This window comes from Spirochaeta thermophila DSM 6192 (assembly GCF_000147075.1).
Lineage (GTDB): Bacteria > Spirochaetota > Spirochaetia > Winmispirales > Winmispiraceae > Winmispira > Winmispira thermophila_A.
The window spans coordinates 493116-518845 of sequence record NC_014484.1 but is presented as its reverse complement, the minus strand read 5'-3'; the positions used below and the strand labels follow the sequence as shown (position 1 = coordinate 518845).

General features: G+C 61.9%; 21 protein-coding genes. 7 read left to right on the top strand and 14 right to left on the bottom strand.

Annotation, left to right across the window (positions count from 1 at the left end):
• Positions 1 to 46: 46 nt before the first annotated feature.
• Genes STHERM_RS02110 through STHERM_RS02100 form a run of 3 tightly spaced genes read right to left on the bottom strand, consistent with a single transcriptional unit; the run spans position 47 to position 4301 of the window.
• Positions 47 to 2245: an MFS transporter gene (locus STHERM_RS02110; RefSeq protein WP_148223850.1), complete on the bottom strand. Its 2199-nt coding sequence runs from the start codon at positions 2243 to 2245 to the stop codon at positions 47 to 49.
• Positions 2242 to 3315 (bottom strand): dienelactone hydrolase family protein, encoded by a 1074-nt coding sequence (locus STHERM_RS02105; protein ID WP_013313239.1) that lies wholly within the window; start codon positions 3313 to 3315, stop codon positions 2242 to 2244. The genes STHERM_RS02110 and STHERM_RS02105 overlap by 4 nt, the downstream gene beginning before the upstream one ends.
• The gene (locus STHERM_RS02100; RefSeq protein ID WP_013313238.1) at positions 3309 to 4301 is read right to left on the bottom strand and encodes an aldo/keto reductase; all 993 of its coding nucleotides are present in this window, start codon (positions 4299 to 4301) and stop codon (positions 3309 to 3311) included. Before STHERM_RS02100 ends, STHERM_RS02105 begins: the two co-directional genes overlap by 7 nt.
• A 177-nt stretch (positions 4302 to 4478) precedes the next feature.
• On the opposite strand from STHERM_RS02100, the gene STHERM_RS02095 reads away from it, so the two are divergent.
• Both STHERM_RS02095 and STHERM_RS02090 read left to right on the top strand, forming a co-directional pair.
• Positions 4479 to 5456 (top strand): C-terminal binding protein, encoded by a 978-nt coding sequence (locus STHERM_RS02095; protein ID WP_013313237.1) that lies wholly within the window; start codon positions 4479 to 4481, stop codon positions 5454 to 5456.
• 2 nt (positions 5457 to 5458) lie between these two features.
• Complete coding sequence (locus STHERM_RS02090) at positions 5459 to 6178, top strand: GntR family transcriptional regulator (protein ID WP_013313236.1); 720 nt, start codon at positions 5459 to 5461, stop codon at positions 6176 to 6178.
• A 36-nt stretch (positions 6179 to 6214) separates the two neighbouring features.
• On the opposite strand, the gene STHERM_RS02085 is transcribed toward STHERM_RS02090, so the two are convergent.
• From STHERM_RS02085 to STHERM_RS12620, 5 genes are all read right to left on the bottom strand, one after another.
• Positions 6215 to 6955 carry an SDR family NAD(P)-dependent oxidoreductase gene (locus STHERM_RS02085; protein ID WP_013313235.1) on the bottom strand — a complete coding sequence of 247 codons (741 nt, stop codon included), beginning with the start codon at positions 6953 to 6955 and terminating at the stop codon, positions 6215 to 6217.
• Between the two features lie 43 nt (positions 6956 to 6998).
• Positions 6999 to 8279: a TRAP transporter large permease gene (locus STHERM_RS02080; protein ID WP_013313234.1), complete on the bottom strand. Its 1281-nt coding sequence runs from the start codon at positions 8277 to 8279 to the stop codon at positions 6999 to 7001.
• Between the two features lie 35 nt (positions 8280 to 8314).
• A complete protein-coding gene (locus STHERM_RS02075; protein WP_237223330.1) occupies positions 8315 to 8812 on the bottom strand; it encodes a TRAP transporter small permease in 498 nt (165 codons plus the stop codon).
• Between the two features lie 83 nt (positions 8813 to 8895).
• Entirely contained in the window at positions 8896 to 9912 is a 1017-nt protein-coding gene (locus STHERM_RS02070; RefSeq protein ID WP_013313232.1) for a C4-dicarboxylate TRAP transporter substrate-binding protein, read from the bottom strand.
• A gap of 61 nt (positions 9913 to 9973) precedes the next feature.
• Entirely contained in the window at positions 9974 to 12250 is a 2277-nt protein-coding gene (locus STHERM_RS12620) for a glycosyl hydrolase family 95 catalytic domain-containing protein (protein ID WP_013313231.1), read from the bottom strand.
• Between the two features lie 233 nt (positions 12251 to 12483).
• Here STHERM_RS12620 and STHERM_RS02060 point away from each other — a divergent pair, with 233 nt between their 5' ends.
• Genes STHERM_RS02060 through gnd form a run of 3 tightly spaced genes read left to right on the top strand, consistent with a single transcriptional unit; the run spans position 12484 to position 16136 of the window.
• The gene (locus tag STHERM_RS02060; protein WP_013313230.1) at positions 12484 to 13371 is read left to right on the top strand and encodes an HAD family hydrolase; all 888 of its coding nucleotides are present in this window, start codon (positions 12484 to 12486) and stop codon (positions 13369 to 13371) included.
• The gene (locus STHERM_RS02055) at positions 13368 to 14639 is read left to right on the top strand and encodes a lactate racemase domain-containing protein (protein WP_013313229.1); all 1272 of its coding nucleotides are present in this window, start codon (positions 13368 to 13370) and stop codon (positions 14637 to 14639) included. The genes STHERM_RS02060 and STHERM_RS02055 overlap by 4 nt, the downstream gene beginning before the upstream one ends.
• Positions 14640 to 14672: 33 nt before the next feature.
• The gene (gene gnd, locus STHERM_RS02050) at positions 14673 to 16136 is read left to right on the top strand and encodes a decarboxylating NADP(+)-dependent phosphogluconate dehydrogenase (protein WP_013313228.1); all 1464 of its coding nucleotides are present in this window, start codon (positions 14673 to 14675) and stop codon (positions 16134 to 16136) included.
• Between the two features lie 89 nt (positions 16137 to 16225).
• On the opposite strand, the gene kduD is transcribed toward gnd, so the two are convergent.
• Both kduD and kduI read right to left on the bottom strand, forming a co-directional pair.
• Complete coding sequence (gene kduD, locus STHERM_RS02045) at positions 16226 to 16987, bottom strand: 2-dehydro-3-deoxy-D-gluconate 5-dehydrogenase KduD (protein WP_013313227.1); 762 nt, start codon at positions 16985 to 16987, stop codon at positions 16226 to 16228.
• Positions 16984 to 17814 (bottom strand): 5-dehydro-4-deoxy-D-glucuronate isomerase, encoded by an 831-nt coding sequence (gene kduI / locus STHERM_RS02040; RefSeq protein ID WP_420480337.1) that lies wholly within the window; start codon positions 17812 to 17814, stop codon positions 16984 to 16986. The genes kduD and kduI overlap by 4 nt, the downstream gene beginning before the upstream one ends.
• A 164-nt stretch (positions 17815 to 17978) precedes the next feature.
• On the opposite strand from kduI, the gene STHERM_RS02035 reads away from it, so the two are divergent.
• On the top strand, positions 17979 to 19082 hold the full coding sequence (locus STHERM_RS02035) for a glycoside hydrolase family 88/105 protein (protein ID WP_013313225.1): 1104 nt from the start codon (positions 17979 to 17981) through the stop codon (positions 19080 to 19082).
• Here STHERM_RS02035 and STHERM_RS02030 read toward each other — a convergent pair.
• Complete coding sequence (locus STHERM_RS02030) at positions 19079 to 21175, bottom strand: methyl-accepting chemotaxis protein (protein WP_013313224.1); 2097 nt, start codon at positions 21173 to 21175, stop codon at positions 19079 to 19081. The two genes, STHERM_RS02035 and STHERM_RS02030, sit on opposite strands and share 4 nt — an antisense overlap.
• A 202-nt stretch (positions 21176 to 21377) precedes the next feature.
• On the opposite strand from STHERM_RS02030, the gene STHERM_RS02025 reads away from it, so the two are divergent.
• Positions 21378 to 22133, top strand: coding sequence for a hypothetical protein (locus tag STHERM_RS02025; protein WP_013313222.1), 756 nt, complete (start codon positions 21378 to 21380; stop codon positions 22131 to 22133).
• Between the two features lie 79 nt (positions 22134 to 22212).
• On the opposite strand, the gene STHERM_RS02020 is transcribed toward STHERM_RS02025, so the two are convergent.
• The 3 genes from STHERM_RS02020 to STHERM_RS02010 all read right to left on the bottom strand — a co-directional run bounded on the left by STHERM_RS02020 (position 22213) and on the right by STHERM_RS02010 (position 25687).
• Entirely contained in the window at positions 22213 to 23613 is a 1401-nt protein-coding gene (locus tag STHERM_RS02020) for a pectate lyase family protein (protein WP_013313221.1), read from the bottom strand.
• A gap of 65 nt (positions 23614 to 23678) precedes the next feature.
• A complete protein-coding gene (locus STHERM_RS02015; RefSeq protein WP_013313220.1) occupies positions 23679 to 24404 on the bottom strand; it encodes a hypothetical protein in 726 nt (241 codons plus the stop codon).
• Between the two features lie 176 nt (positions 24405 to 24580).
• A complete protein-coding gene (locus STHERM_RS02010) occupies positions 24581 to 25687 on the bottom strand; it encodes a GH12 family glycosyl hydrolase domain-containing protein (protein ID WP_013313219.1) in 1107 nt (368 codons plus the stop codon).
• Positions 25688 to 25730: the final 43 nt, after the last annotated feature.

The window sequence follows — 25730 nt, the reverse complement described above, 5'->3', positions numbered from 1 at the left end:
TATAATATCATAAGCTGTTTTTGGAGTTTGTAAAGGTAAAATTTTGCTATCTTTGCTCCGGATTCCTGTCGAGGAGGGCATAGAAGAAATAGAGGGCGGCCATCGCGTCTTCCCGCACAGGTGCACCGGAGAGCTTCTCCCTGAGCGCCGAGCCGAAGGCATGGATAACCCCTCGTACTCCCTCGTTCGCGGAGATCCCTCGGATGCATTCCTCCACCCACAGGAGGATGTCTTCCCACTTCTCCTCACGCATGGACCGCCCTATCCTGTCCCTCTCCCGCCAGAAGGGTACGAATCGCACCGCCTCCTCGAGGAACCGGGAGACACCCTTCCCTCTCCCGGATTCCTCCTCCATGAAGAGATCACCCAGAAGGGGGGCGGTGCCCAAGGCAGAGGAGATCGCACTGTAGACGGTCATCCTGTAGTACGGTCCTTCCCTCTTCTCGGCGAAGGTGAAGATACGGCGGAAGAGGAATTCCTCTTCTTCGGCAAGACCGAGGGCGATGAGGTAGTCCACCTCCTCCCTCACCACGGGCGCGTGGAGGAATCGGCGGAAGAGGTCGGCGGGATCCACGGGATAACCTGCCCGTACCAGCGATTTCGCGGCCGCCCCCCTCACCGCCGGATCGGGGTCGTCGAGAGCCGTACGGAGGACCCGTTCCACTTCCGGCCCCCGATAGGCTCCCAGGGCGAAGATCGCCCGCTCCCGGTGCACGTACCCCTCCTCTCCCGCGAGGGTGAGGACACGGGGGAGAAGGGCCGGTTTCGGATTCACGAACAGACGGTTGAGGACGAACTTGGATTCCACGGAGAACGGATGACGCAGGATGCGTTCGATCTCCCGTTCGGCGAGGGGGGAAGAGCACTCCATGAGCGAGTTGAGGATGAGGCGCCGCTTCCTCTCGTCCCTGGTGGACTCGAGCCGGTAAGAACCGAGCATGGCCGTGAGGTGCTCGGGACTCAGGAACACTCCCAGGAGCTCCCGCACCTCCATCCTGCGGTCGTCTCTGACGCCCAGGGAGATCACCATGCTCACGAACACGAGCACGGTTCCCGCAGCGAAGACCAGGGAATACTCGTTCAGGAAGGGGAGGGATGCGGCGACGCCCACACCCAGATCGGCGAGAGCCCCTCCTGCCATGCCGAACCCGAGGGCGAGGAAGGACGTGACGAAGTTCACCATCGCGTTGTAGCTGAACTTCCTGTCGTCGGGATAGGCGTCTACCAGGGTCCTTCCGACATGTGCGGCGATGGTCCCCTTCACGAATCCAAGCGCGAACCCAAGGATGAGGAGCATGCCGAAGGCTGCACCGGGCCGCAGGAAGGCGAACACGAGGAAGAGGGGAATCTCGAGGCCGAAGGAGAGGAGGAGGAGGGGACGGGCGGGGAGTCTGTCCACGAAGGGCCGGTTGACGAAACCGGCCGCCACGAGCCCCACGTAGGTGGTCATGGTATAGAGGACCACCAGATTCTCGGGGAGTCCGAGTCCCCGCTTGAGGAGTGCGGTGCTGAAGCCCAGAAGGATCGTGGTCCCCAGGTGGATCCAGTGGAGGAGTACCGGATAGCGTATCCGGGGGTTCCTCATGGCTTCGAGGAGCACGCCGACGATGTGCTCATCCCCTGAGGAGGCGATGCGTTCACGGGAGGGTATCTTGAGGAGGAAAAGGGAGGCCACGGAGTTGAAGAGAACACCCCCCAGTATGAGCGACAGCAACCCTCTCGGTCCAGACGTGAGAGGCGAAGAGAGGAAGAGGAAACTCAGAAGCTGGCCGATGATCATGGTGAGGCTGTAGGCCAGATTCGCCTGCACCATGACCGAGCCCAGCGTGGAGGGGGTGGAGAGCATCTTCTGTACGGGCCGGTAGAGGGCGACTCCCACGGTCCTGAGCATGCAGAACAGGGTGTAGGTGGCGAGGATCACCCAGATCGCTGCGGAAGGGGATACGAGAAGGGTGAGCCAGTAGAGGAGGGCCACGAGTCCCCTCCCCAGCCACGCCCCGAAATAGACCAGAACGAGTGGAGCGCCCTTCAGGACATGAGGGAACAGGATGAGGAGGAAACCCGTGAGGTGGATGAGGGAGGAGATATAGCCCAGCTGGAGGTTGGTGGCACCGTACTGCAAGGCGAGGAGATACACGATCGTCTCGGCGAGGAGGCCGAACCCCACGCCGTTGAAGGCATTGAAGGCGAGAAAGGCTCTCAAGCCCTCATGACGTTCTTCCGGAGAGAGATACGATGTCCTCATGACACCTCGGGCGGAAACCATTCCATGAGGAGGGGATAGACACCGTCACCATCCCACCGATGTCCCCCCTCGAATATCACATGATGGAACTTCTCCTCCATCCCAATGAGCCTGTAGGCAGCCTTCGTGTACTCCACCTGCTCGTACACATCCGCGATCCCTCGCGGACCGTTGAGGGGATCCTCGGTACCCGATTCCACGATGAAGAGCCTGGGGGCGAGAAGGGCACCGAGATCCCCCATCTCCACCCATCGCCATACCCGGGGAAGCATGTTACAGGCACAGAGGTTGGTCCTGTAAGCCGCATCCCTGAAGCTGTGGAAATACCCGCTCACCACCACCGCTTCCACCTTCTCCTCGAAGATTCCGAAGAACAAGGCCGCGAGCCCTCCCCCGGAGAACCCACACACGCCGATCCCCCCCGGGCCGGCCGGAGGCACCTCCCCGATCACGCGTGCGAGGAGGACGAGGTCGTGGATCCATTCACCGAGGAGGCTTCGCCCTTGCGAGATCGCCCCACCCTGGAGCGCGAGGCAGTCGCTCCCCAGGAGGTCGTCTCCCGGGAAGAGGCGCCTCCGTCCGAACCCCCGGAGGTCGGGACAGAAGACCACGTATCCCCTCCGTGCGAGCGCCTTCCCGTAGTCGTACCGGTATCGGCCCACCGCTCCCTCCACCTCGGGCAGATCCATGACACCGGCGACGGCATCCTTTCCCCCGCCGCCGTGACCATGGAGGGCCACGACCGCCCTGCGAGGGGAGGAGAGGCCCGCCCGGTGGAGCACGTACACGGGCATCACCAGGGAAGGGGCGATCTCCACGTGGAGGAGACGCCGTACCACACCGTCGTCCTCGCGCCCGTCGAGTACCGTCCAGCGGGGAGCCGGAGGCGGGAAGGCTGCGCTCACACCCAGAGCCTCCCGCAGGGATGGGATGAGGGCTTCCCGCCACGAATGGAACGCCGTGGGGGAAGACACGTCCGCCCGCCTGAGTCGATAGGCCCCCACCATGAGCGCGCGCTCATGGTGGTAGAGATGCACGGAGCCATCCGAACTCGACCCACCTCTCACCATATCCTCCCCGAGGTCTGCCACATGTCGGGGTTCGGTCCGAGCCTCTCCTTGAGGGGAGTGGTGATCGTATCGAGTTCGGCGAGCACTTCCTCGGAGAGCCGCACCGCCAGGGCTCCCACATTCGCGTCGACCTGATCGGGAGTCCGCGCCCCCACGAGAACCGATGCAACCCCCTCCCGTTGGAGAACCCACGCGATCGCGAGGTGGGCGAGGGGGATATCGAGATCCCGAGCGAGGTCGGAGAGCCTGTGTATGGTCTCGAAGGTGAGTTCCTCCGCCCCTTCTTCGCCATGGATGGCCTGAGGCCGGGAGGAAGAGAAGTGCCTGGAACGGGCCCTCCCCTCGGGGACTTCCTCGGGTGAAGAGAACTTCCCGGTGAGAAGGCCCTGCATGAGCGGACTGTAGGCGAGTATGCCCATCCCCCTCTCGAGGGAGGCGGGCATCACCTCGTATTCGATGGCGCGCCAGAGGAGGCTGTAGGGAAGCTGATTGGTCACCACCGGTATCTCGGGGGGGAGTAGGGCGAGCTGCCCCTTCCCCAGATTGCACACACCTATGGCCCTCACCTTGCCGCTTTCCACCAACCGCCACATGGCCTCGATGATCTCGGGGAGCGGAGGCATGCCCGGAAGGTGCCAATGCAGCTGGTAGAGATCGATCCAGTCGCGCCTGAGCCTCCTGAGGCTCTCCTCGCAGTGCCGTTCCACCTCGGAAGGAGAGGAGAGTTCGGTCCCGACCTTCGTGGCGATCACCACCCGGTCTCCCAGGGGTCCGAGCGCCTTCCCCACGAGCTCTTCCGAGTAGCCATTGCCGTAGGAATAGGCCGTGTCGAAGAAAGAGATACCGCGGTCGTAGGCGGCACGCAGTGTGTCGATCGACCGCCGATCATCCCTCTCTCCCCAGGTCCGGCCGCCTGCGATACCCCAACATCCCATCCCTATCCTGGAGATCCGGATGTCCGTACCCATGAGTTCCGCGTACTCCATGCATCACCCCTGAGGTTTGCCATATCTTTCGATACTATAACAACGATTTGTCGGATATGTAAATATGACGTCTCCCCTATTTCATGAAACTTGGCGGGCCACGGCGGAAGTTTTCGCTTGCGCATTCGATAAACTCTGATATATTATATATTATATTACGAAGGATCTGGAGGATACATGAACCCGTACAGGATCGTGGTGGCCGACGACAGGTTCAACGGCAACTACGAACAGGAGCGAGAGGCCCTCTCCGGGCTTGAGTACGAATTCGTCGTCTGCAGGGAAGATATGCCGCCCCAGGAGTTCCTCTCCATCGCGCAGGAGGCGGACGCACTCCTCGTCAACCTCAGGCCCATACCGGAAGAGACGATCTCTCATCTCAGACGGTGCAGGATCATCTCCCGATACGGGATCGGCGTGGACAACGTGGACGTGGAGGCCGCTACGGCGGCCGGCATCTGGGTGAGCAACGTGCCGGATTACGGCATAGAGGAGGTCTCGGACCATGCAGCCGCTCTCCTCCTTGCCTGCGCCCGGCTCATCATGGTAAAAGATAGGGGGATCCGCGTAGGGAAATGGAACCACACTGCGGGTCTCAAGGCGTTCAGGCTCCACGGCAAGGTGCTGGGGATCGTGGGGTATGGACGGATCGCCCGTGCCTTCCACCGGAAGATGAAGGGATTCGGGTTTGCCCGGACCCTCGTCTACGACCCCTACATCCCCTCCGAGGAAATCAGCCGGGCGGGAGGAGAGGCGGCGGATCTCTTCACCCTCCTTCGCGAGGCCGACTACATCTCCATACACGCGCCCCTCACGAAGGAGACCCGGCACCTCATCGGAGAGAGGGAGATAGGCATGATGAAACCCACCGCCGTGATCGTGAACACCTCGAGAGGGGCCATCATAGACCAGCAGGCCCTCCAACGGGCACTCGAGGAGCACCGCATCCTCGGCGCCGGGCTCGACGTCTTCGAGGAGGAACCCCTCCCGAAGGACAGTCCCCTCCGAGATCTCGAAAACGTGGTGCTCTCGGATCACAGTGCCTACTACAGTGAGGAGTCCCTCGTGGATCTCAAGCGCAAGGCTGCACTCAACGTGAAGGAGACCCTCCTCAAGGGGAGACCCCTCTACCCAGTAAACAATCCAGGGAGTTAGACATGCCGACCAGGGAGAAACAACCGATCGAAGTGAGGAGTCTGAGCGAACAGGTCTACCAGTACCTCTGTGACCAGATCATCGAAGGACGGATCAAATACGGCGACGTGCTCAACATCAAGCAGCTCGCTCAGCAGCTCAAGGTGAGTACCATGCCCGTGCGGGAGGCCATCAAACGCCTCGAGATGGAAGGGCTCGTCACCATCAAGCCACGGAGCACCTGTATCATCACCATCCCCACCAAGAAAGACATCCTCGAGACCGTGGAGATGAGAGAACTTCTCGAGGTCTTCTGTGTGGAAAAGGTCTACGCTTCAGTGGACCAAGACGACCTCCATCCACTCCACGAGATCGTGGAACGGATGGAACACGTGGCTCCCCTCCTCCTCCAGGACGACGCCCACGACAGCCCTCGGTTTCCCCTCCTCCTCTCGGAGTACATCCAGCTCGAGCACCTCTACCACACCCAGCTGTGCAGACTCGCCAACAACTCCCTCGTGGACAAGTTCTACAGGGAGATCAATCTCAAACTCAACATGCACTTCATCTACGACATCGCGGCCCCTCCGGACGTGGCTCGGACATACCGGGACCACAGGACCCTCCTGGATGCCCTCAGCAGTCACTCGAAGGAAGCCGTACGGATCATCCGAGAGCACCTTCGGCAGAGCCGGAAGAACATAATAAAAGGCAGGGGCTTCGCCCAGCTTCCGGACGAATGACCCTGCCGCACCGATCGCTCGAGATCCCCTTCTGCACTAGTCCATGAGATAGCCGCCGTTCACGTCGAGTATCTCCCCTGTGATGAACGAAGCCCCTTCGCTCACCAAGAAGACCACGGCCTCGGCCACTTCCTCCGGCTTACCCAGGCGCTTGAGGGGGATCGCATCTATCACGGCCTTCCGCTGTTCAGGCGTCCACTGGGCACTCATGTCGGTCTCGATGGCATGGGGTGCCACCGCATTTACGGTGATCCCGTAGTCCGCGAGCTGGCGTGCGAGGGACTTGGTGAGGGTGTTCACCGCTCCCTTCGAGGTTCCGTAGGCAGGGGCCGCGGTGATGTCCCCCACCTTCCCGGCGATGGAGGTGATGTTCACGATACGCCCATAGTTCTGCTTCACCATGTACGGCAGGACGGCCTTGCAGCAGTGGAACGTGCCGTGGAGGTTCACGTCGATCACCTTGCGCCACTCCTCGAGGGAAAGATCGAGCACGTGCCCCCGTACGATGATACCCGCGTTGTTCACGAGGATATCCACCTTTCCGAAGGCCTCCACCAGTTTCTCCACCGCAGAGGCGACCTCCTCGTACCTGGTCACGTCTGCGTGGAGGGGCACGGCCTTATGGCCCATGGAGGAGAACTCCTGCGCGGTCTCCTCGGTGCCTTTGAGATCCATGATCCCCACACTCGCCCCTTCCTGGGCGAGCCGCAGGGCGACGGCCCGGCCGATCCCCCGGGCCGATCCCGTCACCAATGCCACTCTATCCTTCAGTTTCATCGAAATTCCTCCTCATCTCTATCTTGAACATCGAACGCTCATATCATCCAAACAGGAGCCTCGGGAGAAAGAGCACCACATCGGGGAAGAAGATCATGAACAGGATCACCGCGACCACGGCCCCGAGGAACGGCCACATCTCCTTGAGATACTCGGAGATCGGCATCTCCAGGATGCTGGAGAGGGCGTACATGGAGATCCCCACCGGGGGGGTGAGGAGTCCCATCGTGATGGTGGTGCACATCACGAGCCCGAAGTGTACCGGATCGACACCGAACGCCTGCACCATGGGAAGGAGAATCGGGGTGAACAGGAGGATCGCCACCGAGCCCTCCATGAACATCCCCACGAAGACGAGGAAGACCACCACCAGTATCAGCAGGAGGTGCACATTCGAGGTGAATCCCGTGATGAGGGAGGTGAGGGCCTGGGGTATGTGCTCGAAGGGGATCCCGTACCGGAAGATCCCCGAGAGGGCGATGATGTACATCACCGCGCCCACATCGTTGGCGGTGGTCCGGAGCGTCTCGAGGAACTTCTTCCAGGTGAGCTCCTTGTAGACGAAGACCCCCACGAAGATCCCGTATACGCAGGCGAACGCACCCACCTCCGAGGGGGTGTAGATGCCCATCCTGAGACCCACGAGGAGGAGGATGGGGAAGATGAGTGCCCAGATGGTCTCCCCGAGGGAGGAAAAGATCTCCTTGAGAGATGCCCGACGCTCCCTCTCGGGCCTGTAGCCCCTCACCCGGGCGGTGATGGCGACCGTGATCATGAGGGCCACCATCATGATGAGCCCCACCATCAGGCCCGCGGCGAAGAGCTGGCCGATGGAGACCTCACCCGTGGTACCGTAGATGATGATCCCCACTCCGGGAGGTACGGTCGCGGTGATGAGGGACGTATACCCTATCACGGCGGCGATGTAGCCTTTGGAGTAGCCGCGTTCCAGCATTCCCGGCCCCAGGAGCCTCGCCTCCATCGCCGCATCGGCCGTGGCCGACCCCGAAACCCCACCCATGAGGGTGCTCAGGACCACGCTCACCTGGGCGAGCCCTCCTCTCATGTGCCCCGTGAGGAGGGTGGAGAGCTTGATGAGCCGCTGGGTCACTCCCGCGCTGTTCATGATGTTCCCCGCGAAGATGAATAAGGGCACGGCGAGGAGGGGGAAGTTCTGCGTCTGCGATATGGGAAGCTGGACTATCATGGAGAAGGGCAGCTCTGGATGCTGGAGGAAAAAGGCCACCCCCGAGATTCCAATGGCGAAGGCCACAGGCATCCCCATGAGGAGGAAGAGCAGAAACAGTATAGCCACCAGTAACATACGATACTCCTCTCACAAACGACATGCTGGGAGATCTACAGGACCTCCCCGTCCTCTGCAGCAGGAGGCCTCGCCTCCTTGAGATAGGCCCTGAACTGGCGTATGGTGGTGATGATCATGAGGATGGAACCCACCGGGACGCTCAGGGCCACCCAGGTGTAGCTGAACCACGGTATCCCCTGGAACGCCCTGGCCCTGCTCGCATAGCTCAGCCAGAATCCATAGCCCGTGAGTGCCCCCAGGAACACCAGGATGAGGATATAGGAAACGACCGCACACGCCCTCTGGACGGGAACGGGAAGCCTCGCCACGAGGAGGTCGACGTTCACCAGGTTGTTCCGTCTCATGGCCACATCGGCACCCAGGAAGACGCTCCACGCGAAGAGGAAGAGCGTGAGATCGAGGGCCCAGTTCAAGGGCAGGTCGAAGGTCCTGGTGACCGCGGAGACAAAGATGAGCAACGTGGCCGCGCTGAGGAGCGAGGCCGCTGCATATTCCTCGATTTTATAGAGCTTCTGCAAAAAGTTGTTCATATGGTTCCTCTCGATGAGACAGAGGTGATAGATGCGCACACGAAGAGGGGGGAGGGGAGGATCCCCCTTCCCCCTTTGGAACATTACATCTTACCCAGTTCCTTGAAGATCTTGTTACGGGCTTCCAGGATACCCAGCGTCTCATACGCCTTGATACTGTTCTGCTTGAAGGCGGCGATGTCGATCTCCTCATAGGGGATGATCGTCATACCCTGCTCGGCAAGCTTCGCCTTGGCCTCCTCACCGATCTTGTCCACCTCGAGGGAGACCTGGCGCCCGGCCTTGTCACACTCCTCCTGGAGGATGGTCTGGAGATCCGCGGGAAGCGAGTTGAACCACTTGGCGCTCACCACCTCGAAGTTCACGAGGAGGATGTGCTTGGTCTCGTTGAGATACTTCACCACCTCATAGAGGCGGGTGTTGAGGGTGTTCACGTTCACGTTGCCGGCGCCATCCACCACCTTGGTCTGGATGCCGGAATAGATCTCGCTGAAGGCCATCGCCACAGGAGTGGCCCCGAGGGAACGGATGGACTCCATCCAGATGGGGGCACCGGGAGCGCGGATCCTGAGGCCTCTGAGATCGTCCGGGCTCTTTATGGGCTTGTTGGTGAGCAGGTTTCTCCACCCCTGTACCCAGTTGAACGAGAGCACCTTGATCCCGTACTTGGTCTCGAGTTCCTTGAGCCAGGCCTGCATGGTGGGAGACTCGTTGAGCTTCCAGACCTCGTCGAGGCTGTCGAAGAAGTAGGGCCCGTTCACCACCGCGATGTCGGGTACGTAGTTACCCATACGCGCGGAATCGGTGTTCTGACCCACATTGGCTCCCATACGGATCTGCTCGATGATGTCCTCCTCCACCCCCAGCTGGGCGCTGTGGAAGACCTCGATCTTGAGGCGTCCGTTGGACCGGCTGTACGCATTCTCGGCCCAGTTCAGGAACGCCTTGTGGAACGGGTCATTCTGGCTGAGCACGTGGTTGAACTTGAGTACGTACTGCTCCTGGGCCTGCTCTCCTTCTCCGGTTCCGGAGGCGAGGAGAGGAAGGGCCGACAGGAGGAGAACGCTCAGCACAAGCATGATCATCCTGTGCATTCGCATAGAACCCTCCTCAATCTGATATATTTGATACCTGATATTCTAAAACATTGACGCCGATTTGTCAAACAAAAGATGAGACATCTTTCCCCGCACATCCCCTCACCGCGTACCGCCCCTCCCCCCGTCCCCCCACCTCCCACACCCCCTCCCTCGCCCTCACCACCCACTCCTCCCCTCCGTGCCGCACCACTCCCTCCTCTGCCCACGCCTCCACCCTACACACCCCCCTACCCCCCTCGAACCACGCCTCCCTCACCTTCCCCCCCTCCCACCACACCCCCACACACCACCCTCCCGGCGCCCGCAGCCCCTCCACCCTCCCCCGACCCCATGCCCGCGGGAGGGCAGGAAGCAGGCGCAGCACCCCATCCGGCCGCACCTGGAGCAGCATGAGAAGCACCGCAGCCGCACCCCCCAGCCCCGCATCCACCTGGAACAGGTCCACCGGGTGGAGCCCAAGGAGGCTCTCGGTGGTGAACTCCCCGAGGAGGACGCGGAGGTGCTCCCACGCCTCCTCCGCCCTCCCCAACGCCGCACACAGACACGCGAGGTGCGCCCTGCTCCACCCCGTCTGGCCGCACCCGTGCCTCACCCGGCGCTCCAGGAGCCGCACCGCCCCCTCCCGGACCTCCGGGTCCTCATCCCACAGGACATCGCCCGGGAAAAAACCCCACAGCGGCGAGAGGTGCCGGTGCCCCGGCTCCGCCTCCGGGAGCTCCCTCCCCCACTCCAGGAGCACCCCATCCCCCCCCACCCGCAGCCGCGCGAGCCGCCCCTCCATCTCGCGCCACCTCCCCAGCTCGTCCCCCAGCCGCCCACCCAACTCCACCGCCATCCTCAACACCCATCGCACGAGCTGCACATCCACCGCAGAGGAGACGCACAGCCCCACCGGAAAGCCCTCGAGCCCCTCCCACCTGTGCTCCGGAGACTGGGACGGCACCACCTGCAACACCCCCTCCCCATCCTCCACGAGGAAATCCTCGAAGAAGAGCGCCACCTCCTTGAGGAAGGGATACGCCGTCTCCCGGAGGAACCCCTCGTCCCCGCCGTAGAGGTACCGCCACACGAGGTGCTGGGCCATCCACGCCGCCGCCCCCACCCACACGTCCCACCCGTACGCCTCGGGCGTGGCCCGCGCCCACGCATCCGAGGTGAGGGGGAACCAGATCCCCCTGCACCCGAAGAGCCTCCGGGCCGCCTCCCGCGCCGAGGGCACCATCCGGAGCACGTAGCGCACCAGAGGCCTCACGCACTCACCCAGCCCGGCCCCCTCGGCAAGCCAGTAGTTCATCTGGAGGTTGATGTCCATGTGGTAGTCCGCATCCCAGGGCGGCTCGAGGAGAGGATTCCACTTCCCCTGAAGGTTGGCCGGAAGATCACACCCCGGCGCCGAAGAGGCGATGAGGAGGTAACGCCCGTAGTCGAAGAGGAGCGCAGGGAGGAGCGGATCGGGATCCTCCCTCCGCCGACCCGTGGGCAGGAGGGGCTCCTCCCCCTCCACCACGAGCCTCACCCGGCCGAAGAGCCCCCCGTAGGCCTCCACGTGACGCCTCCGCACCGCCTCCCACCCCTCCCCCGGCACCTCCGGCGGCCCGTACGAGGGAAGCCGCCGCCGACTCCCCCCCACCTCCTCCCACACATCCACCACCACCCACACCACCACCTCCTCCCCCTCAACCCACACCCGACCCCCCTCCCCCCTGCACACCCCTCCCCTCACCACCGCCCGCACCTCCCACCCTATCCCCTCCTCGAACCTCCCCTCGAGCCGCACCATCCCCCCCTTGGCCCCCACCCGCACCGCCACGCCCTCCTGCACCTCCCGCTCGAGCCCCACCCACCCCCTCCCCCACCCCGACACCCGCACCCCCACCGGCCCACCCCCCATCACCGCCATCACCTCCTCCACACTCCTCCCCCTCCGCACCCGCACCACCCCCTCCTCCAAGTCCAACTCTCGCTCGTATCCCTCACCATCCATTCCCTCCCACCACAGCACCAGGGTACCCGCAGGCTGGTAGGCCCCCACCCTACACGGCCTTCCGCTCACCCCTCCCCCACCCCCGAACGCCTCGTTCGCCCGACGCGTCCCCTCCTCCCAGTCCCCGCGAAAGAAGGCCTCACGCACCCACCCCAGGAGGTGCGCCCGCCCCTCCGCCACCCGATCCCTATACCGCCCACGCCAGAGCCACTCGTGGTTGAGATGGATCCGCTCCTCCCCCAGCCCCCCGACCACCAACGCCGCCAGTCTCCCGTTCCCCACCGGGTAGCCATCCCGCCACACCCCGGCCGGACGATCCGACCACAGACGCCGTCCCCCGGCCCGATCCGACATACACACCTCCTCATGCGGCCCCACAAGGAGCATCGAGCTGACCTGCCCCGCAGGGACTCACCCCCATACTACCCCACACCGCCCCCCCTGTCTTGGCCCATCCTGCGATCCGGATGAAGGAAATTGCTCCCCACGACAAATTGACAGATCACCGATTTTGTTGGATCATATTTTCATCACCGGATTAGAGAGTTATGTGTACTGTTAAACCAACCCCAAGATGAGGAAGGACTATGGCTGCACGAACCATGGATCACTTCACCCGTGAGAAGGAGTTCTTCATCGGCATCGACTCCGATGGGTGCGTCTTCGACACCATGGAACTCAAGCACAAGGAATGCTTCTGTCCCGAATTCGTCTATCACTTCTCGCTCCAGAGCGTCTCCCGCTATGCCCGACAGGTGTGGGAGTTCGTGAACCTCTACTCCACCACCCGAGGGATCAACCGATTCCTCGCAGTCATCAGGGCAGTCGACCTTCTCGCCGCACACCCCGAGGCCTCGAAGCGATCCCCCCACCTCCCCTCACTCACGGCCCTCCGCCGGTGGGTACAGCGGGAGACCAAGCTCGGCATGCACACCCTCACCGAGGAGCTCGAGCGCAACCCTGATCCCGAGCTGGCCCTCGTGCACCGCTGGTCGCAGGGCGTGAACGAGGCCATCGCACGGATGGTACAGGGCGGCATCCCCCCCTTCCCCTACGTGAAGGAATCCCTCGCCCTCATGCAGGAGAAGGCCGACACCCTGGTGGTGAGCCAGACCCCCTTCGAGGCACTCGAGCGGGAGTGGACCGAGCAGGGGATACACACCTACGTGAAGGCCATCGCCGGACAGGAAGTGGGAAACAAGGCCCGGCAGATCGCCGCGGCCGTGGCCGACCACTACCCCCCCTCCCACCGTCTCATGATCGGCGATGCCCCGGGCGACCTCGAGGCTGCCCGGGCCAACGAGGCCCTGTTCTTCCCCATCATCCCCGGCCAGGAGGAGGCATCCTGGGAGGAGCTCCACCGTGAGGGCCTTCCCCGCTTCTTCGAAGGGAGGTTCGAAGGCGAGTACCAACACCGGCTCCTCGAACGCTTCGAGCGCTCCCTCCCCTCCACACCCCCCTGGGAGGCCACATGATCCTCTTCGAGGCAGGAGGACCCACCGCACGCCTCTCGCTCGACGACCTCAGGGAGGGCCTCTATACGGCCCTGGAACGGTGGGGCAGGGTGAAGCGCGCCCTCATCGTCCCGCCCGACATCACCCGCCTCCACTCCCGGGCGGGGGAACTCTCGTGCATGGCCTACCGCTACCTGGGAAGCGCCTGCAAAGGCGTGCTCCCCGCGCTGGGGACCCATGCCCCCATGACCCCAGAGGAAAAGGCCCTCATGTACCCCGACATCCCGGCGGAGCTCTTCATCGATCACAACTGGCGCACCGACATCCGCACGCTCGGAGAAGTCCCGGCGGACTACGTGGAGGAGGTCTCCGAGGGGAAGGTCCGCTTCCCCTGGCCCGCCCAGGTGAATTACCACCTCCTCGAAGGTCACGACCTCATCCTCTCGATCGGCCAGGTGGTGCCCCACGAGGTGATCGGCCTCGCCAACTACACCAAGAACATCTTCGTGGGCACCGGCGGGGCCGAAGGGATCAACAAGAGCCACTACCTGGGCGCGGTCTACGGCATGGAGCGCATCATGGGCCGCATCCATACCCCGGTGCGGAAGGTGCTCGGGTATGCGGCCTCCCGCTTCTGCCGCGACCTTCCCATCCTCTACGTCCTCACCGTACTCTCACCCGACGAGGAAGGCTCCCTGGTGGTGAGGGGCCTCTTCATCGGCGACGACGACGCCTGCTTCGAGAAGGCCGCCCGGCTCTCCCAGCAGGTCAACCTCACCTATCTCGACGAACCGCTCGAGAAGGTGGTGGTCTACCTCGACCCTCAGGAGTACCGGAGCACCTGGCTCGGGAACAAGGCTATCTACCGCACCCGCATGGCCATCGCGGACGGCGGGGAACTCGTGATCATCGCTCCGGGGGTGAAGGAGTTCGGAGAGGACCCCACCATCGATCGACTCGTGCGGCGCCACGGCTACCGGGGCACCGACTACGTCCTCGAAGCCGTACAGCGGGATCCCGAGCTGCAGGGGAACCTCGGGGCCGCCGCCCACCTCATCCACGGCTCCTCCGAGGGGAGGTTCGGGATCACCTATGCCGCAGGCGGTCTTTCGAGGGAAGAGGTGGAGGGGGCGGGCTTCTCCTACATGGAAGTGGAGGAGGCCCTCCGCCGCTACCTCCCGGAGGACATGAGAACGGGATGGAAGGACCGCCACGGGGAACGCTACTACTTCATCCCCAACCCCGCCGTGGGGCTCTGGACCTGGCGGAGGCGTTTCGAAGAGGGATGAGATCATAGCATATTTCGCATGAAGGAGCATACCATGACGAAGGCAGACATCGGACTCATAGGACTCGCGGTCATGGGTCAGAACCTGGCCCTCAACATCAACGACAAGGGATACCGGATCGCGGTCTTCAACCGGACCGTGGAGAAGGTGGACGACTTCCTCGCAGGACCGGCCGGGGGACGAGAGACCGTGTACGGGGCACACACGCTCGAGGAGTTCGTCTCCCTCCTCTCCAGACCGCGCAAGATCATCCTCATGGTGAAGGCAGGCGCGGTGGTGGACGAGTTCATCCGGAAGCTCCTGCCCCTTCTGGAGCCGGGAGACCTCATCATCGACGGCGGTAACTCCCACTTCTCCGATTCCACCCGCCGCACGAGGGAACTCGCCGAGAAGGGCATCCTCTTCATCGGCACGGGGATCTCGGGCGGGGAAGAGGGAGCCCGTCACGGCCCCTCGATGATGCCCGGAGGCAATCCGGAGGCCTGGCCCCTGGTGAAGGAGATCTTCCAGGCCATCTCGGCGAAGACCCCGGACGGCCAGCCCTGTTGCGATTGGGTGGGGCCCGAGGGGGCCGGTCACTTCGTGAAGATGGTGCACAACGGGATCGAGTACGGCGACATGCAGCTCATCGCCGAGGTCTACCACATCATGAAGTCCCTCCTCGGCCTCTCCCACGAGAGGATGAGCGGGATCTTCGACCGCTGGAACCGGGGAAAGCTCGGCTCCTATCTCATCGAGATCACCCGCGACATCCTCGCCTTCAAGGATGAGGACGGCGGCCCGCTCGTGGAGAAGATCCTCGATGCAGCAGGCCAGAAGGGGACCGGCAAGTGGACCGGCATCGAGGCCCTCGATCACGGCGTACCCGTCACGCTCATCGTGGAGGCGGTCTTCGCCCGTTCCCTCTCCTCATTCAAGGACGAGAGGGTGCACGCCGCCGAGGTCCTGGGTGAACCGCTCGTGCCCTGGAAGGGCACGGAAGAGGAGAGAGCCCGCCTCGTAGACGACCTCGAGAAGGCCCTCCTCGCGGCGAAGATGGTCTCCTATGCACAGGGGTTCATGCTCATGAGGGAGGCCTCGCACACCTATGGATGGGACCTCGACTTCGGGAAGATCGCCACGCTCTGGCGCGCGGGATGCATCATAAGGAGCGTGTTCCTGGACACGATACGGGAGGCCTACAGGAACGAACCCGGACTCTCCAACCTCCTGCTGGCCCCCTACTTCAAGGAGACCATCCTCGAGGCCGAGGCCTCGTGGCGCAGGGTGGTGAGCACCGCAGTGACCCACGGGATCCCCACCCCCGCCCTCTCCTCGGCCCTCTCCTTCCTCGACGGCTACCGCACCTCCAGGCTCCCCGCGAACCTCATCCAGGCCCAGCGGGACTACTTCGGTGCCCACACCTACGAGCGGGTAGACAGGCCACGGGGCCAGTTCTTCCACACCAACTGGACCGGCAGAGGGGGGGCCACCACCTCGGGGACCTACACGGTGTGACATCGAGGCGGCCATAGAAGAGAGGGGAGCAGATGTCCTGCTCCCCTCTTTGTGTCCCACCGTGTGTACGAAACGGATCGAGGAGGTGGCTACCGCGCGAGCCACCCCCCGTCCACCGCCACCACCGATCCGGTCATGTAGTCGCTCGCGGGAGAGGCGAGGAAGACCACCGCACCCTTCAGGTCGTCGGGCGAGCCCCACCGTCCCGCGGGAATCCGCCCCAGGATCTCCTTGTTCCGCACAGGATCCTCGCGCAGGGCACGGGTATTGTCGGTCTCGATGTAACCGGGAGCGATCGCGTTCACCTGGATGTCGTACTTCGCAAGCTCGTTCCCCAGTATCCGGGTGAGCCCCAGCACACCGCTCTTGCTCGCGGTATACGAGGGGACCCTGATACCACCCTGGAAGGAGAGCATCGAGGCGATGTTGATGATCTTCCCCCCGGTTCCCTGTTCCTTCATCCTCCGCGCCACCGCCTGCGAGAGGAAGAACACCGATTTGAGGTTCACGTTCATCACCTCGTCCCAATCCTCCTCCGAGAAGTCCAGTATGTCGTCCCTCCGGATGATACCTGCGTTGTTCACCAGAATGTCCACCTTGCCGAAGGCCTTCACCGCCTCCTCCACGATCCTCTCCACCGGCTCGATGGAAGAGAGATCGGCCTCCACCCAGAGATACCGCCGACCGAGAGAGGTGATCTCCCTCTCCAGCCCGGGTTCCTCGCTGCGCATGACTGCCACGATATCGGCCCCCGCCTCCGCGAGGCCCAGGGCGAGCGCCCGACCTATCCCCCTCCTGCATCCGGTCACGATGGCCACCTTACCGTCGAGCTTGAACATGTCGAGAATCATCTGAGCACCTCCATGGGTACGGTATCCATATCGGTATAGGTCTGGTTCTCGCCGATCATGCCCCAGATGAAGGCGTAGTTCGAGGTCCCCACACCCGAGTGTATCGACCAGCTGGGAGAGAGCACGGCCTCCTCGTTCCGCATCACGATGTGGCGCGTCTCGTGGGGCTGCCCCATGAGATGGAACACCACCTGATCGGCGGGGAGTTCGTAGTAGAAGTAGACTTCCATCCGGCGCTCATGGGTGTGGGTGGGCATGGTGTTCCACACGTTGTGGGGCTTGAGGATGGTGACCCCCATGCAGAGCTGGCACGTCTCAAGCACGTCGGGATGGATGAGCTGGTAGATGGTGCGGGCATTGGAGTTCTCGTCGCTCCCGAGCTCGAGCTTCCTCGCATCCGTGAGGGTGATCCTCCTGGAGGGATACTCCTTGTGAGCCGGAGCAGAGAGGAAGTAGAACTTCGCAGGGCTCGTCCCCTCCTTGCTCATGAAGGAGACTTCACGCGCCCCCTTGCCTATGTACACGGCCTCGTTCTTCGCAATCTCGTACGCCGTGCCGTCGATGGTCACCACGCCGGGGCCTCCTATGTTGACCACTCCCCCCTCCCTCCGCTCGAAGAAGTACTCGGTGCCGAGCTCCTTGGAGGCACCCAGGGTGAGCCGGCCCTTCACGGGATGGAGGCCTCCCACGATGATCCTGTCGTTGTGGCTGTAGACGAGCCTGATCACGTCGGCCCGAAAGAGGTCGGTGACGAGGAACTCGTTCCGGAGTCTCTCGGTGTCGAACCCCTTCGCGTGTTCGGGATGTATACTATACCTCACTTCCATCATAACTTATCTCCTTCCTGTTATTTTGGTCTCATGAAAAATCTTACCCCCATCATGAAATCATGTCAATCTGACAACAATGTTTATGAGAACTAAAATGTTGACCTTCCCATCTTCCTGTCGTATACTGGATTCCGAATCTCATCTCCATGCAGGAGACGACCATGAGCCATACACCCATCGATCCGCTCTCTGTCGCCCGGGAGGCGGCCGAATCTCTCATGCACCGGTATCCCGATCCAGCCGAGCTCCCGCCCGCTCACAGGTGGCACTACCACCAGGGAGTCTTCCTCTTCGGGATGCTCAAACTCTGGGAAGAGACGGGGGAGGACCGCTACCTCGAATACGTGAAGGCCTACGTGGACGCACTGGTCGACGAACAAGGCAACCTGGAGCTGGCGACCACGGAACTCGACGCCATGCAAGCCGGCAACCTCCTCTTTCCCCTCCATGAACGATACGGAGAGGCCCGCTACAAGAAAGCCATGGACTACATCCTCGGTCTCCTCGAGGGATTCCACACCACCCCCGAGGGAGGATTCTGGCACAAGGAAAAGTATCCCAACCAGCAATGGCTCGACGGGCTCTACATGGCAGGTCCCTTCTCCGTACACTACGCATCCCTCTTCGGACGACCTGAACTCTACGATTTGTTCGTGAAACAGGCCCTCCTCATAGAGCGACACACCCGCGACCCGCAGACGGGCCTCCTCAGACATGCCTTCGACTACAGCAAGCAGGCCCCCTGGGCGGATCCGGTCACCGGCATAGCCCCGGAGGCATGGGGGCGGGCCCTCGGCTGGTTCCCCGCAGCCCTCCTCGACATCCTCGATCACCTTCCCCCGTCACATACCGGCTACCGAGTCCTCGAAGAGATGTTCCGTGACCTCATGGGGCCCATCGTGCGGGTCCAGGACAGGGCCACGGGGCTCTGGTTCCAGGTCCTCGACAAAGGGCACGACCCTTCCAACTGGCTCGAGACATCCTGCTCGGCCCTCTTCCTCTACTCCCTCTCCAAGGGGATCCGCACGCACCGCCTGCCGGTGGATCCCTATATCACCCATGCCCGGAAGGCCTTCCAGGGAATCGTGGGCAAGACATCCCGTGACCCGGAGGGCTATCTCCACATCCACGACATCTGCATAGGCACCGGAGTGGGAGACTATCGGCACTACCTCGAGCGACCCCGCTCCATCGACGACCTGCACGGTGTGGGGGCCTTCATACTGGGATGCGTGGAGTTCCACCGGACGAGGGAGAGTATCTAGCCCTCGTCGTCCTCGAGCACGAAGAAACTGAGGCTCTCCTGCACGCGGGCGATACTCTGCTGGGTCTCGGCGTTCTCCTTCCGGAGGACGTCGAGCACCTTTTCGATCTCCTCGGACTGGCCCCCAATCGCTTTCATCGCCTGCTCGATCCGCTGTGTGAGCTCGTTGAGTCTGCCTGCCGCATCGAGGATGTGGGCATTCCCCTCGGCCATCTGGTGTGAGCCGTCCTTCACCTGGGCGGTGATGGATCTCATCTCCTCGAGGGCCTGGAGGATCTGGGTACCTCCCGCCCGCTGTTCGTGGAGCGCGTTCCCCACCTGCTGGATGTAGGACGCGACTCCCTCGAGCCGTTCGAGAATGAGCTCGAAGGTGCTGAAACTCGCCTGCGAAAGCCCCACCATCTCCTCGATGGCCCTCCGGATGTCCCGTATGCTCTCCCGGATACGCTTCGAGTGGTTGGTGGTCTGCTCGGCGAGCTTCCTGATCTCGTCAGCCACCACGGCGAACCCTTTGCCCTTCTCTCCCGCGTGAGCGGCCTCTATGGCGGCGTTGAGAGCCAGGATATTGGTCTCGGAGGCCACACCGGAGATGATCCTGTTCGCCTCTTCCAGCTGTTTCGACGTGTCGCGAATGACCTCGGCGAGCTGCACCAGGTTCTGGAGCCCCGACTTCCCCTCCTCGGAGGCACTCTGGAGGGTGGTGAAGTTGTCCGAGAGGGCTTCACCCATCCGTCCGATGGCCTCCACGTTCTTCACCATCTGTTCCACTGCGGTGGCCGACTCCTCGATCGAGGACGACTGCCGCGAGATGGCCTCGGAGAGCATCTCGATGTTGCGGGCCATCTGCTCCACCGCGGAAGAGGTCTCCACGATGCTCGTATTCTGTGCTTCGATATCCGACGAGGTACGGTCGAGCTGGGAGAGTATGTCCTCCACGGCGTGGGAGGTGTGGTCCACCGCCTGGGCGAGGGCCCCTCCGCTCCGGGCCACGAGGCTCATCTCCTCCTGCACCCTCCCCACCGTCCGGCGTATCCGCTCCACGAATCCGGAGAAGAGGTTGAGCATGAAGGCCATCTCATCCCGCCCCCTGATCCTGGGCGGCACCTCGAGATGTCCCCGCGAGACCTTCTCGATGCTCTGCTGAAGGAGGCGCACCCGTTTCACCACGAGGAGCCTGAGCACCATCACCACGAGGAGCCCCTGCACCGCCAGGGCGATCAGGGCCCCCACCCCGCCCAGGGCGAGGATCCGGAACATCCCTTCGAGGAGTTCCGCGCTTCGGGCCACCCCCACTACGAGCCAGGGGATGTCGTGGTAGAGCACCCACGAGTAGGCGATGGCCTCCCCCCCTCTCCGCAGGGTACCCGATTTTATGTTCCGCTTATAGAGCTGCTGGAAGAGCTCGGTCTGGGAGATGTCCGAGAGGAGCAGGGCGCTGTTCGGATGGGCGATGATCCTCCCCTCCCCGTCGACGATGTAGAGGTAGCCCGTCCTTCCGAACACGTTCTCCGAAAAGAAGAGCGTGTAGAAGTTGGAGAGATCCACGAAGGCCCCGAGGAAACCCAGGAGCTCGCCGTCACGTAACACGGGGGTCACGAGCATCATGCCCGGCCGTCCTTCCTGGAGGAGCACCGCCCCGGGGATGAGGATGGGTTCCTTCTTTATCAAGGCCTGGTTCCGTATCTCCAGGGGATCGAAACGCACTCCCCTCGCCTCACCGACCACGGGCGTCGCATCGGCTCCGTAGATCACCACGTCCGCGAAAAACCGTCCCTCCTCCGCCATCACCTCGGAGGCGATCTTCCGGAGCTCCTCCACATCCCCTTCGGAAAAGGCCTCTTGCACCTCGTCATCCTCCGCCTCCTCGGCGAGACGGATCCTCAGCCCTCCCATGAACAACTCTATGGTCTCGGACGCCTGATCCGTGGTATTGAGCATATCCTGAAGCTGAAGCGAGAGCACATATTCGGAGGCCTGGTGTCCCCAGAACACGAAGAGACCGATGAAGAAGGCCCCCATGATGAGCGAGAGGAGCAAGACCAGTCTGCGACTCAGGTACCCCCTGGGCGCTCCATGTGTGAGATTCGTATTCATCCCTCATCCCTCTCGTGTGATATCAGAATCAAGTATAACAGGTGCAGTGCGTTTTTTCCATCCAGCACGCCCGTTTTTACACAAAACTTCGTATATACTATCAATTCTTTTTCAAAAATAAACTTAATCAAAAAACAAAACTTGACCGCGACTCAGGGGCACGGTATCATATTACATCATACAACTCGTCAGGAGGTGTACCATGAGAGGAATGCGACTTCTCTGCCTTGCCTCCCTCATGCTGTTGCTTGGCGCCTGTGCTACGTCATCAGGGAAGATCGTCGAGGAGACACCCGAACCTCAACCCACTGAAGAGCCACCAGTTGGTGTACAGGAGACACCGTCGTGGACGGTGTACGATGCGAGCGTGCTCCCCGACCAAGCCGTTCCTCCCTTCTATGCGGACAACATCAAGGGGCTGAAGGCCGAGACCGCCGTGGTGGACGATCCGGAAATCCCGGGGAACAAGGTCCTCTCCATCGTCTCCCCTCCGGGAGAGGACAACAAGCTCTGTTGGGCCATGGACTGGGATCTCCCGAATAAGGCGGCGACTGTGGTCTTCAGAGCAAAGCTCCAGGGCGAGGCCGTCGATGCCATCGCCTTCGACATCGAGTTCCGATGTGGAATGTACAGGGACAGGCTCGTGGCCTATGGAGACGGTACCATCAAGCTCGACAAGGCGGGAGTGTCCGCAACCATCGATGCCACCGCATGGCACGTGGTGCGGATCACACTCCTCCAGAAGGACGAGGGACTCGCGATCGACGTGTATATCGACGAGGATCCCACCCCGCTACTGAGCGGTGTCTCCACCACCGGTCACTCCGACAAGAAGTTCAGATTCGGCGATGGGAGCGGAAACGACTACTGCTCGAGTCTCTACGACTGGGTCATCTGGACCACGACAGGGGCCTTCCCTCCGGGCACAGGGCTTCCCGGAGGGCTCACCGGGATCTAAGACCCCCGTATCCCCCCTCACGAGAGGAGAGGGAGGGGCGCACCCTCCCTCTCCTCTTCGCGTGTGTGCAAGGTGTGAGTCAGCGTGAAGCCCGTCCCTCTACCTCGGCAGCGAGCTCATTGAGCCACGCCTCCACATCATCGGGTATCTCGAGGGGGCGATAGACCGGTTCATACGCAGGATATCCCCCCACCTCTTCCTGACTGTCGATGATGCGCCCCTTCCGTTCCACGAGATCACGGATGATCCGCTCGTCAACGGAGTCCCGATCGGCCGGGCGGGCGCCTACGTTCGCCACGATATGCTCCTCGAGCTCCTCGGCCGGTACAGGGATGAATCCCTCCGGCCACAGCGGCTTATGATGCAGGAGGGTCACCTTGCCCATGCTGAGCCGGGCCGGAGAGCCGTCCTTCTTGAAGGCAAGATTATCTTCCATGAATACGAGTCCCTCCGTACCGATGAGGGCGAGGTGGGGAAGAGTGTTCTCCCCATGTATGAGCACGTTCCCCACCGCCGTCATACGGGCGGGAAGGGGGTTCACTCCAGTACCCGTCCATTCGGACGGTACATAGCCCACCCTGATGGCATTGGTCCCCGGGTTGTAGATGAGATTGTTCGCCACGACAGAGAGGGTGAAAGCCTTGGCATAGGGGTTTCTGTCCACATTGTGGGCAAAGAGATTCCCTATATAGGCAACGTACTGTACGTTATCGTGGATGAGGGCCCCTTTCGAGTGGGCTCCCTTGGAATGCGTGGCATTGTTGAGATTTTCCGCGATGATGCAATTGCTCACCGTGACGAAATGGGACGTAGCCCTGGGACGGGGGAGCCTCGGCCCTGAGACGCTGATCCCCTCGTCCGTCGCCCATGACACCGAGCAATGGTCGATCACCACGTTATAAGCATCCTCCCCATACGTGGAGATACCATCCACCTCCCAGCCCCTGAAGGACAGATCGGCACCGTCTCCCGGACGTACTCGAATGTGCTGGATGAGGACGTCATGGGTCTTCACGACAAGCCCGCCTCGGATGATGGTGATCCCGGGGGAGGGAGCAGTCTGGCCTGCCACCGTGAGGAACGGTGAGGTGATCTCGATGGTGGTCATCTCAAAATCGATCACTCCCCCCACTTCGAAGACCACGATGCGGGGACCCTCTGCCTCGAGTGCCGCCCTGAGGGAGCCGGGCCCGTCCGACTCGAGGGTGGTCACCCGTATGATCTTCCCTCCTCGTCCGGCCCTGGTGTAGATTCCGAACCCCACCGCATTGGGAAACACCTTCTCCCCCGCTGCGGGGATGTCGCTGAAGTCCTCCACCGGGTACTCATATCCCAGGGCCGCAAGCTCTTCCTCTATGGATTGGGGCATCTCCGCCTCCTCGGAGACACGGGCTCCTCCCTGTGGCGAAGAGACACATCCAGAGAAAAGCAACATGAGCACAGAGAGGATACACATCGGGACACTCCATTTCTTCTTCATACCTTCGCCTCCTTGTCTCATACTTTTATGGGGCACAGATCTCTGTGCCCCATATCCGAAGTGAATCACTCAGATCCTTCAAGGGCCCACATGAACGCCGCATCGAAGAGCTTCCATCCTTCATCAGTGAGGAGGGATTCCATCCCCTCGAAGAGGAAGCTGAACACCCTCCGTGCAGGGACCACATCACCATGCATGTCCTTGCTCCCCTTCTCGTATCCGTAGATGAGCACCATGGATTCATCGTCGGGTGCCACCGCAACCACCTGTACCTCACCCTGGGGGCGGGAGAAACCCACGCTCCCATAGTCGGTATAGATCTGTACCGTACCGGAGAGCCCTGCCGCGAGGAGGTGGGAGGGATCTTTGATCACGAGTTCCTTGTAGGCATACTCGGCCTTTCCATACCCTTTACCCTCTTCGGGCTCTGCAAATCCCATGTCGTCGGCGATGTAGTGCTCGGTAGAGACCATGGGTACCGCTACGTCCTTGAACTTGTTCCCCACATGACTGGAGGAGACGACCTCACTCACATAGACGAGATCGTAGCCCTGGGCATCGTCGGCCTTCGACTCCTTTGCGTTCATGGGTGTGACCACCATCCCCAGGGATTCCAGATGGGCGATGATGGTCTTGTCCGTCTCGGTGAGCTCCCCCGAGGAGACCTTGGTGAGGTAGAGCACCGACTTTCCCTCGAGTGAGACATGCGGAACCGACATGCACCCTCCCGCAAGGAACACGAGGGAGATGACAGTCAGGGCCGAAACGATAACGCTGAATGACCTTTTCATGACGCAACCTCCTGGAAGTGATATATCACATATCATTATACCCCCTTTCGGGCTGTTGTAAAGTTCAATCCTTTCAATATTATGTTACGGGTATCTTTATTCTCAAAGAAATCAGGCCCCAGCCCCTCTTCGGCGCACTTCGAGAAAGGGGGTGCTCAAGGCACCCCCTTTTCCCTCTACTTCATCTCCACATGGGACCAGTCAAACGATCCCTTGTAGTGGATGTACCAGTAGCCATCGGCTGCAGGAGGCACCTGGTGTTGCGCCACCCACCTATTGGTGTAGTCGTTCCCATTGATCTCGAGAAGTTCGAGATTCCAGGAGTTCACGTACCTCCCCCAGTCCACCTCAGTTGAGAAGTCATCGGTCTTCCAGAAATACTCCCCCGGCCCGTCGTAGGTGAAGGGAAGCTCGATCTCACGATACTCACCGCTGGTCGGGGTGGGGGTCGGAGTGGGAGTGGAAGTTGGCGTAGGGGTGGCGGTAGGAGTGGGGGTGGACGTGGGAGTTGGGGTGGGCGTTGTCCCAGAGGTGGAGAGGTTCACCTCGTACGCGCTTATGGCAAAGTCACGACCCCCCGGCGAAGAAGTGATCTCCCATCCGAACTGCAGCTGATCCACCTCCACATCTCCTATCCAACCCGCATCTCGAAGCCACTCAAGGATTGCCTTTATGTCCACCGTGCCTGTATCCAGGGCAGAGGTCCTCACGAACGAGAAGACCTCCTGGGAACCGTTGGTACCCCTGTACACATTCCACGTGTGGCCGCCCACCGTGACATCGGAGTAGACTGGCACAGGATTACCAGAACTGTCCCACTCATAGGAGATGGGTTTCACCTCTCCCACATGGTTCATCCAGAGCATCACCTCGTAGGCGTAGTCTCCAAGCCACACATCGTAGGTGGAGTTGTAGGCACCATCGGAGGGCCTGGTGGCGATGGTGAAGGAGCTGGTGAGGCTATCAATCTCGCTTATCTTTATGTTGATCATCCTGCTCACGTTGGGATACGACTTGACCCCGCCTGTATCCGGATGGTCCGCCCACACTCCCCAGTCGTAGTAGGCGTTCGCCCATATCCTCTGTGATCCTGCCCCGCTTCCCCAGACATTGTTGTAGAGGGTGTACTCCCCATCGGTCCACGTTGCCCACTGGTCCCAGGACTCCCATACCGCTCGGGATGAGATCTCACCGGTTGCACCGGGAGATACGACCTCGGTGCACCCTCCCAGCAGCACGAGTGCTGCGAGGGCTGCACCCCACAGGGGTTTCGTGTGTTTCATGAACACCTCCCAGAAGGCATATGATCCATCCGCCTACGGCGGA

Bases quoted from the DNA above. Each gene is read 5' to 3' on its own strand.
- STHERM_RS02110 (WP_148223850.1), bottom strand. From the start codon at position 2,245: ATGAGGACATCGTATCTCTCTCCGGAAGAACGTCATGAGGGCTTGAGA.
- STHERM_RS02090 (WP_013313236.1), top strand. From the start codon at position 5,459: ATGCCGACCAGGGAGAAACAACCGATCGAAGTGAGGAGTCTGAGCGAA.
- STHERM_RS02060 (WP_013313230.1), top strand. From the start codon at position 12,484: ATGGCTGCACGAACCATGGATCACTTCACCCGTGAGAAGGAGTTCTTC.
- kduD (WP_013313227.1), bottom strand. From the start codon at position 16,987: ATGATTCTCGACATGTTCAAGCTCGACGGTAAGGTGGCCATCGTGACC.
- STHERM_RS02055 (WP_013313229.1), top strand. From the start codon at position 13,368: ATGATCCTCTTCGAGGCAGGAGGACCCACCGCACGCCTCTCGCTCGAC.
- STHERM_RS02025 (WP_013313222.1), top strand. From the start codon at position 21,378: ATGAGAGGAATGCGACTTCTCTGCCTTGCCTCCCTCATGCTGTTGCTT.
- STHERM_RS02035 (WP_013313225.1), top strand. From the start codon at position 17,979: ATGAGCCATACACCCATCGATCCGCTCTCTGTCGCCCGGGAGGCGGCC.
- kduI (WP_420480337.1), bottom strand. From the start codon at position 17,814: ATGGAAGTGAGGTATAGTATACATCCCGAACACGCGAAGGGGTTCGAC.
- STHERM_RS02085 (WP_013313235.1), bottom strand. From the start codon at position 6,955: ATGAAACTGAAGGATAGAGTGGCATTGGTGACGGGATCGGCCCGGGGG.
- STHERM_RS02080 (WP_013313234.1), bottom strand. From the start codon at position 8,279: ATGTTACTGGTGGCTATACTGTTTCTGCTCTTCCTCCTCATGGGGATG.
- STHERM_RS02105 (WP_013313239.1), bottom strand. From the start codon at position 3,315: ATGGTGAGAGGTGGGTCGAGTTCGGATGGCTCCGTGCATCTCTACCAC.
- STHERM_RS02015 (WP_013313220.1), bottom strand. From the start codon at position 24,404: ATGAAAAGGTCATTCAGCGTTATCGTTTCGGCCCTGACTGTCATCTCC.
- STHERM_RS02095 (WP_013313237.1), top strand. From the start codon at position 4,479: ATGAACCCGTACAGGATCGTGGTGGCCGACGACAGGTTCAACGGCAAC.
- STHERM_RS02100 (WP_013313238.1), bottom strand. From the start codon at position 4,301: ATGGAGTACGCGGAACTCATGGGTACGGACATCCGGATCTCCAGGATA.
- STHERM_RS02030 (WP_013313224.1), bottom strand. From the start codon at position 21,175: ATGAATACGAATCTCACACATGGAGCGCCCAGGGGGTACCTGAGTCGC.
- STHERM_RS02075 (WP_237223330.1), bottom strand. From the start codon at position 8,812: ATGAACAACTTTTTGCAGAAGCTCTATAAAATCGAGGAATATGCAGCG.
- STHERM_RS12620 (WP_013313231.1), bottom strand. From the start codon at position 12,250: ATGTCGGATCGGGCCGGGGGACGGCGTCTGTGGTCGGATCGTCCGGCC.
- gnd (WP_013313228.1), top strand. From the start codon at position 14,673: ATGACGAAGGCAGACATCGGACTCATAGGACTCGCGGTCATGGGTCAG.
- STHERM_RS02020 (WP_013313221.1), bottom strand. From the start codon at position 23,613: ATGAAGAAGAAATGGAGTGTCCCGATGTGTATCCTCTCTGTGCTCATG.
- STHERM_RS02010 (WP_013313219.1), bottom strand. From the start codon at position 25,687: ATGAAACACACGAAACCCCTGTGGGGTGCAGCCCTCGCAGCACTCGTG.
- STHERM_RS02070 (WP_013313232.1), bottom strand. From the start codon at position 9,912: ATGCGAATGCACAGGATGATCATGCTTGTGCTGAGCGTTCTCCTCCTG.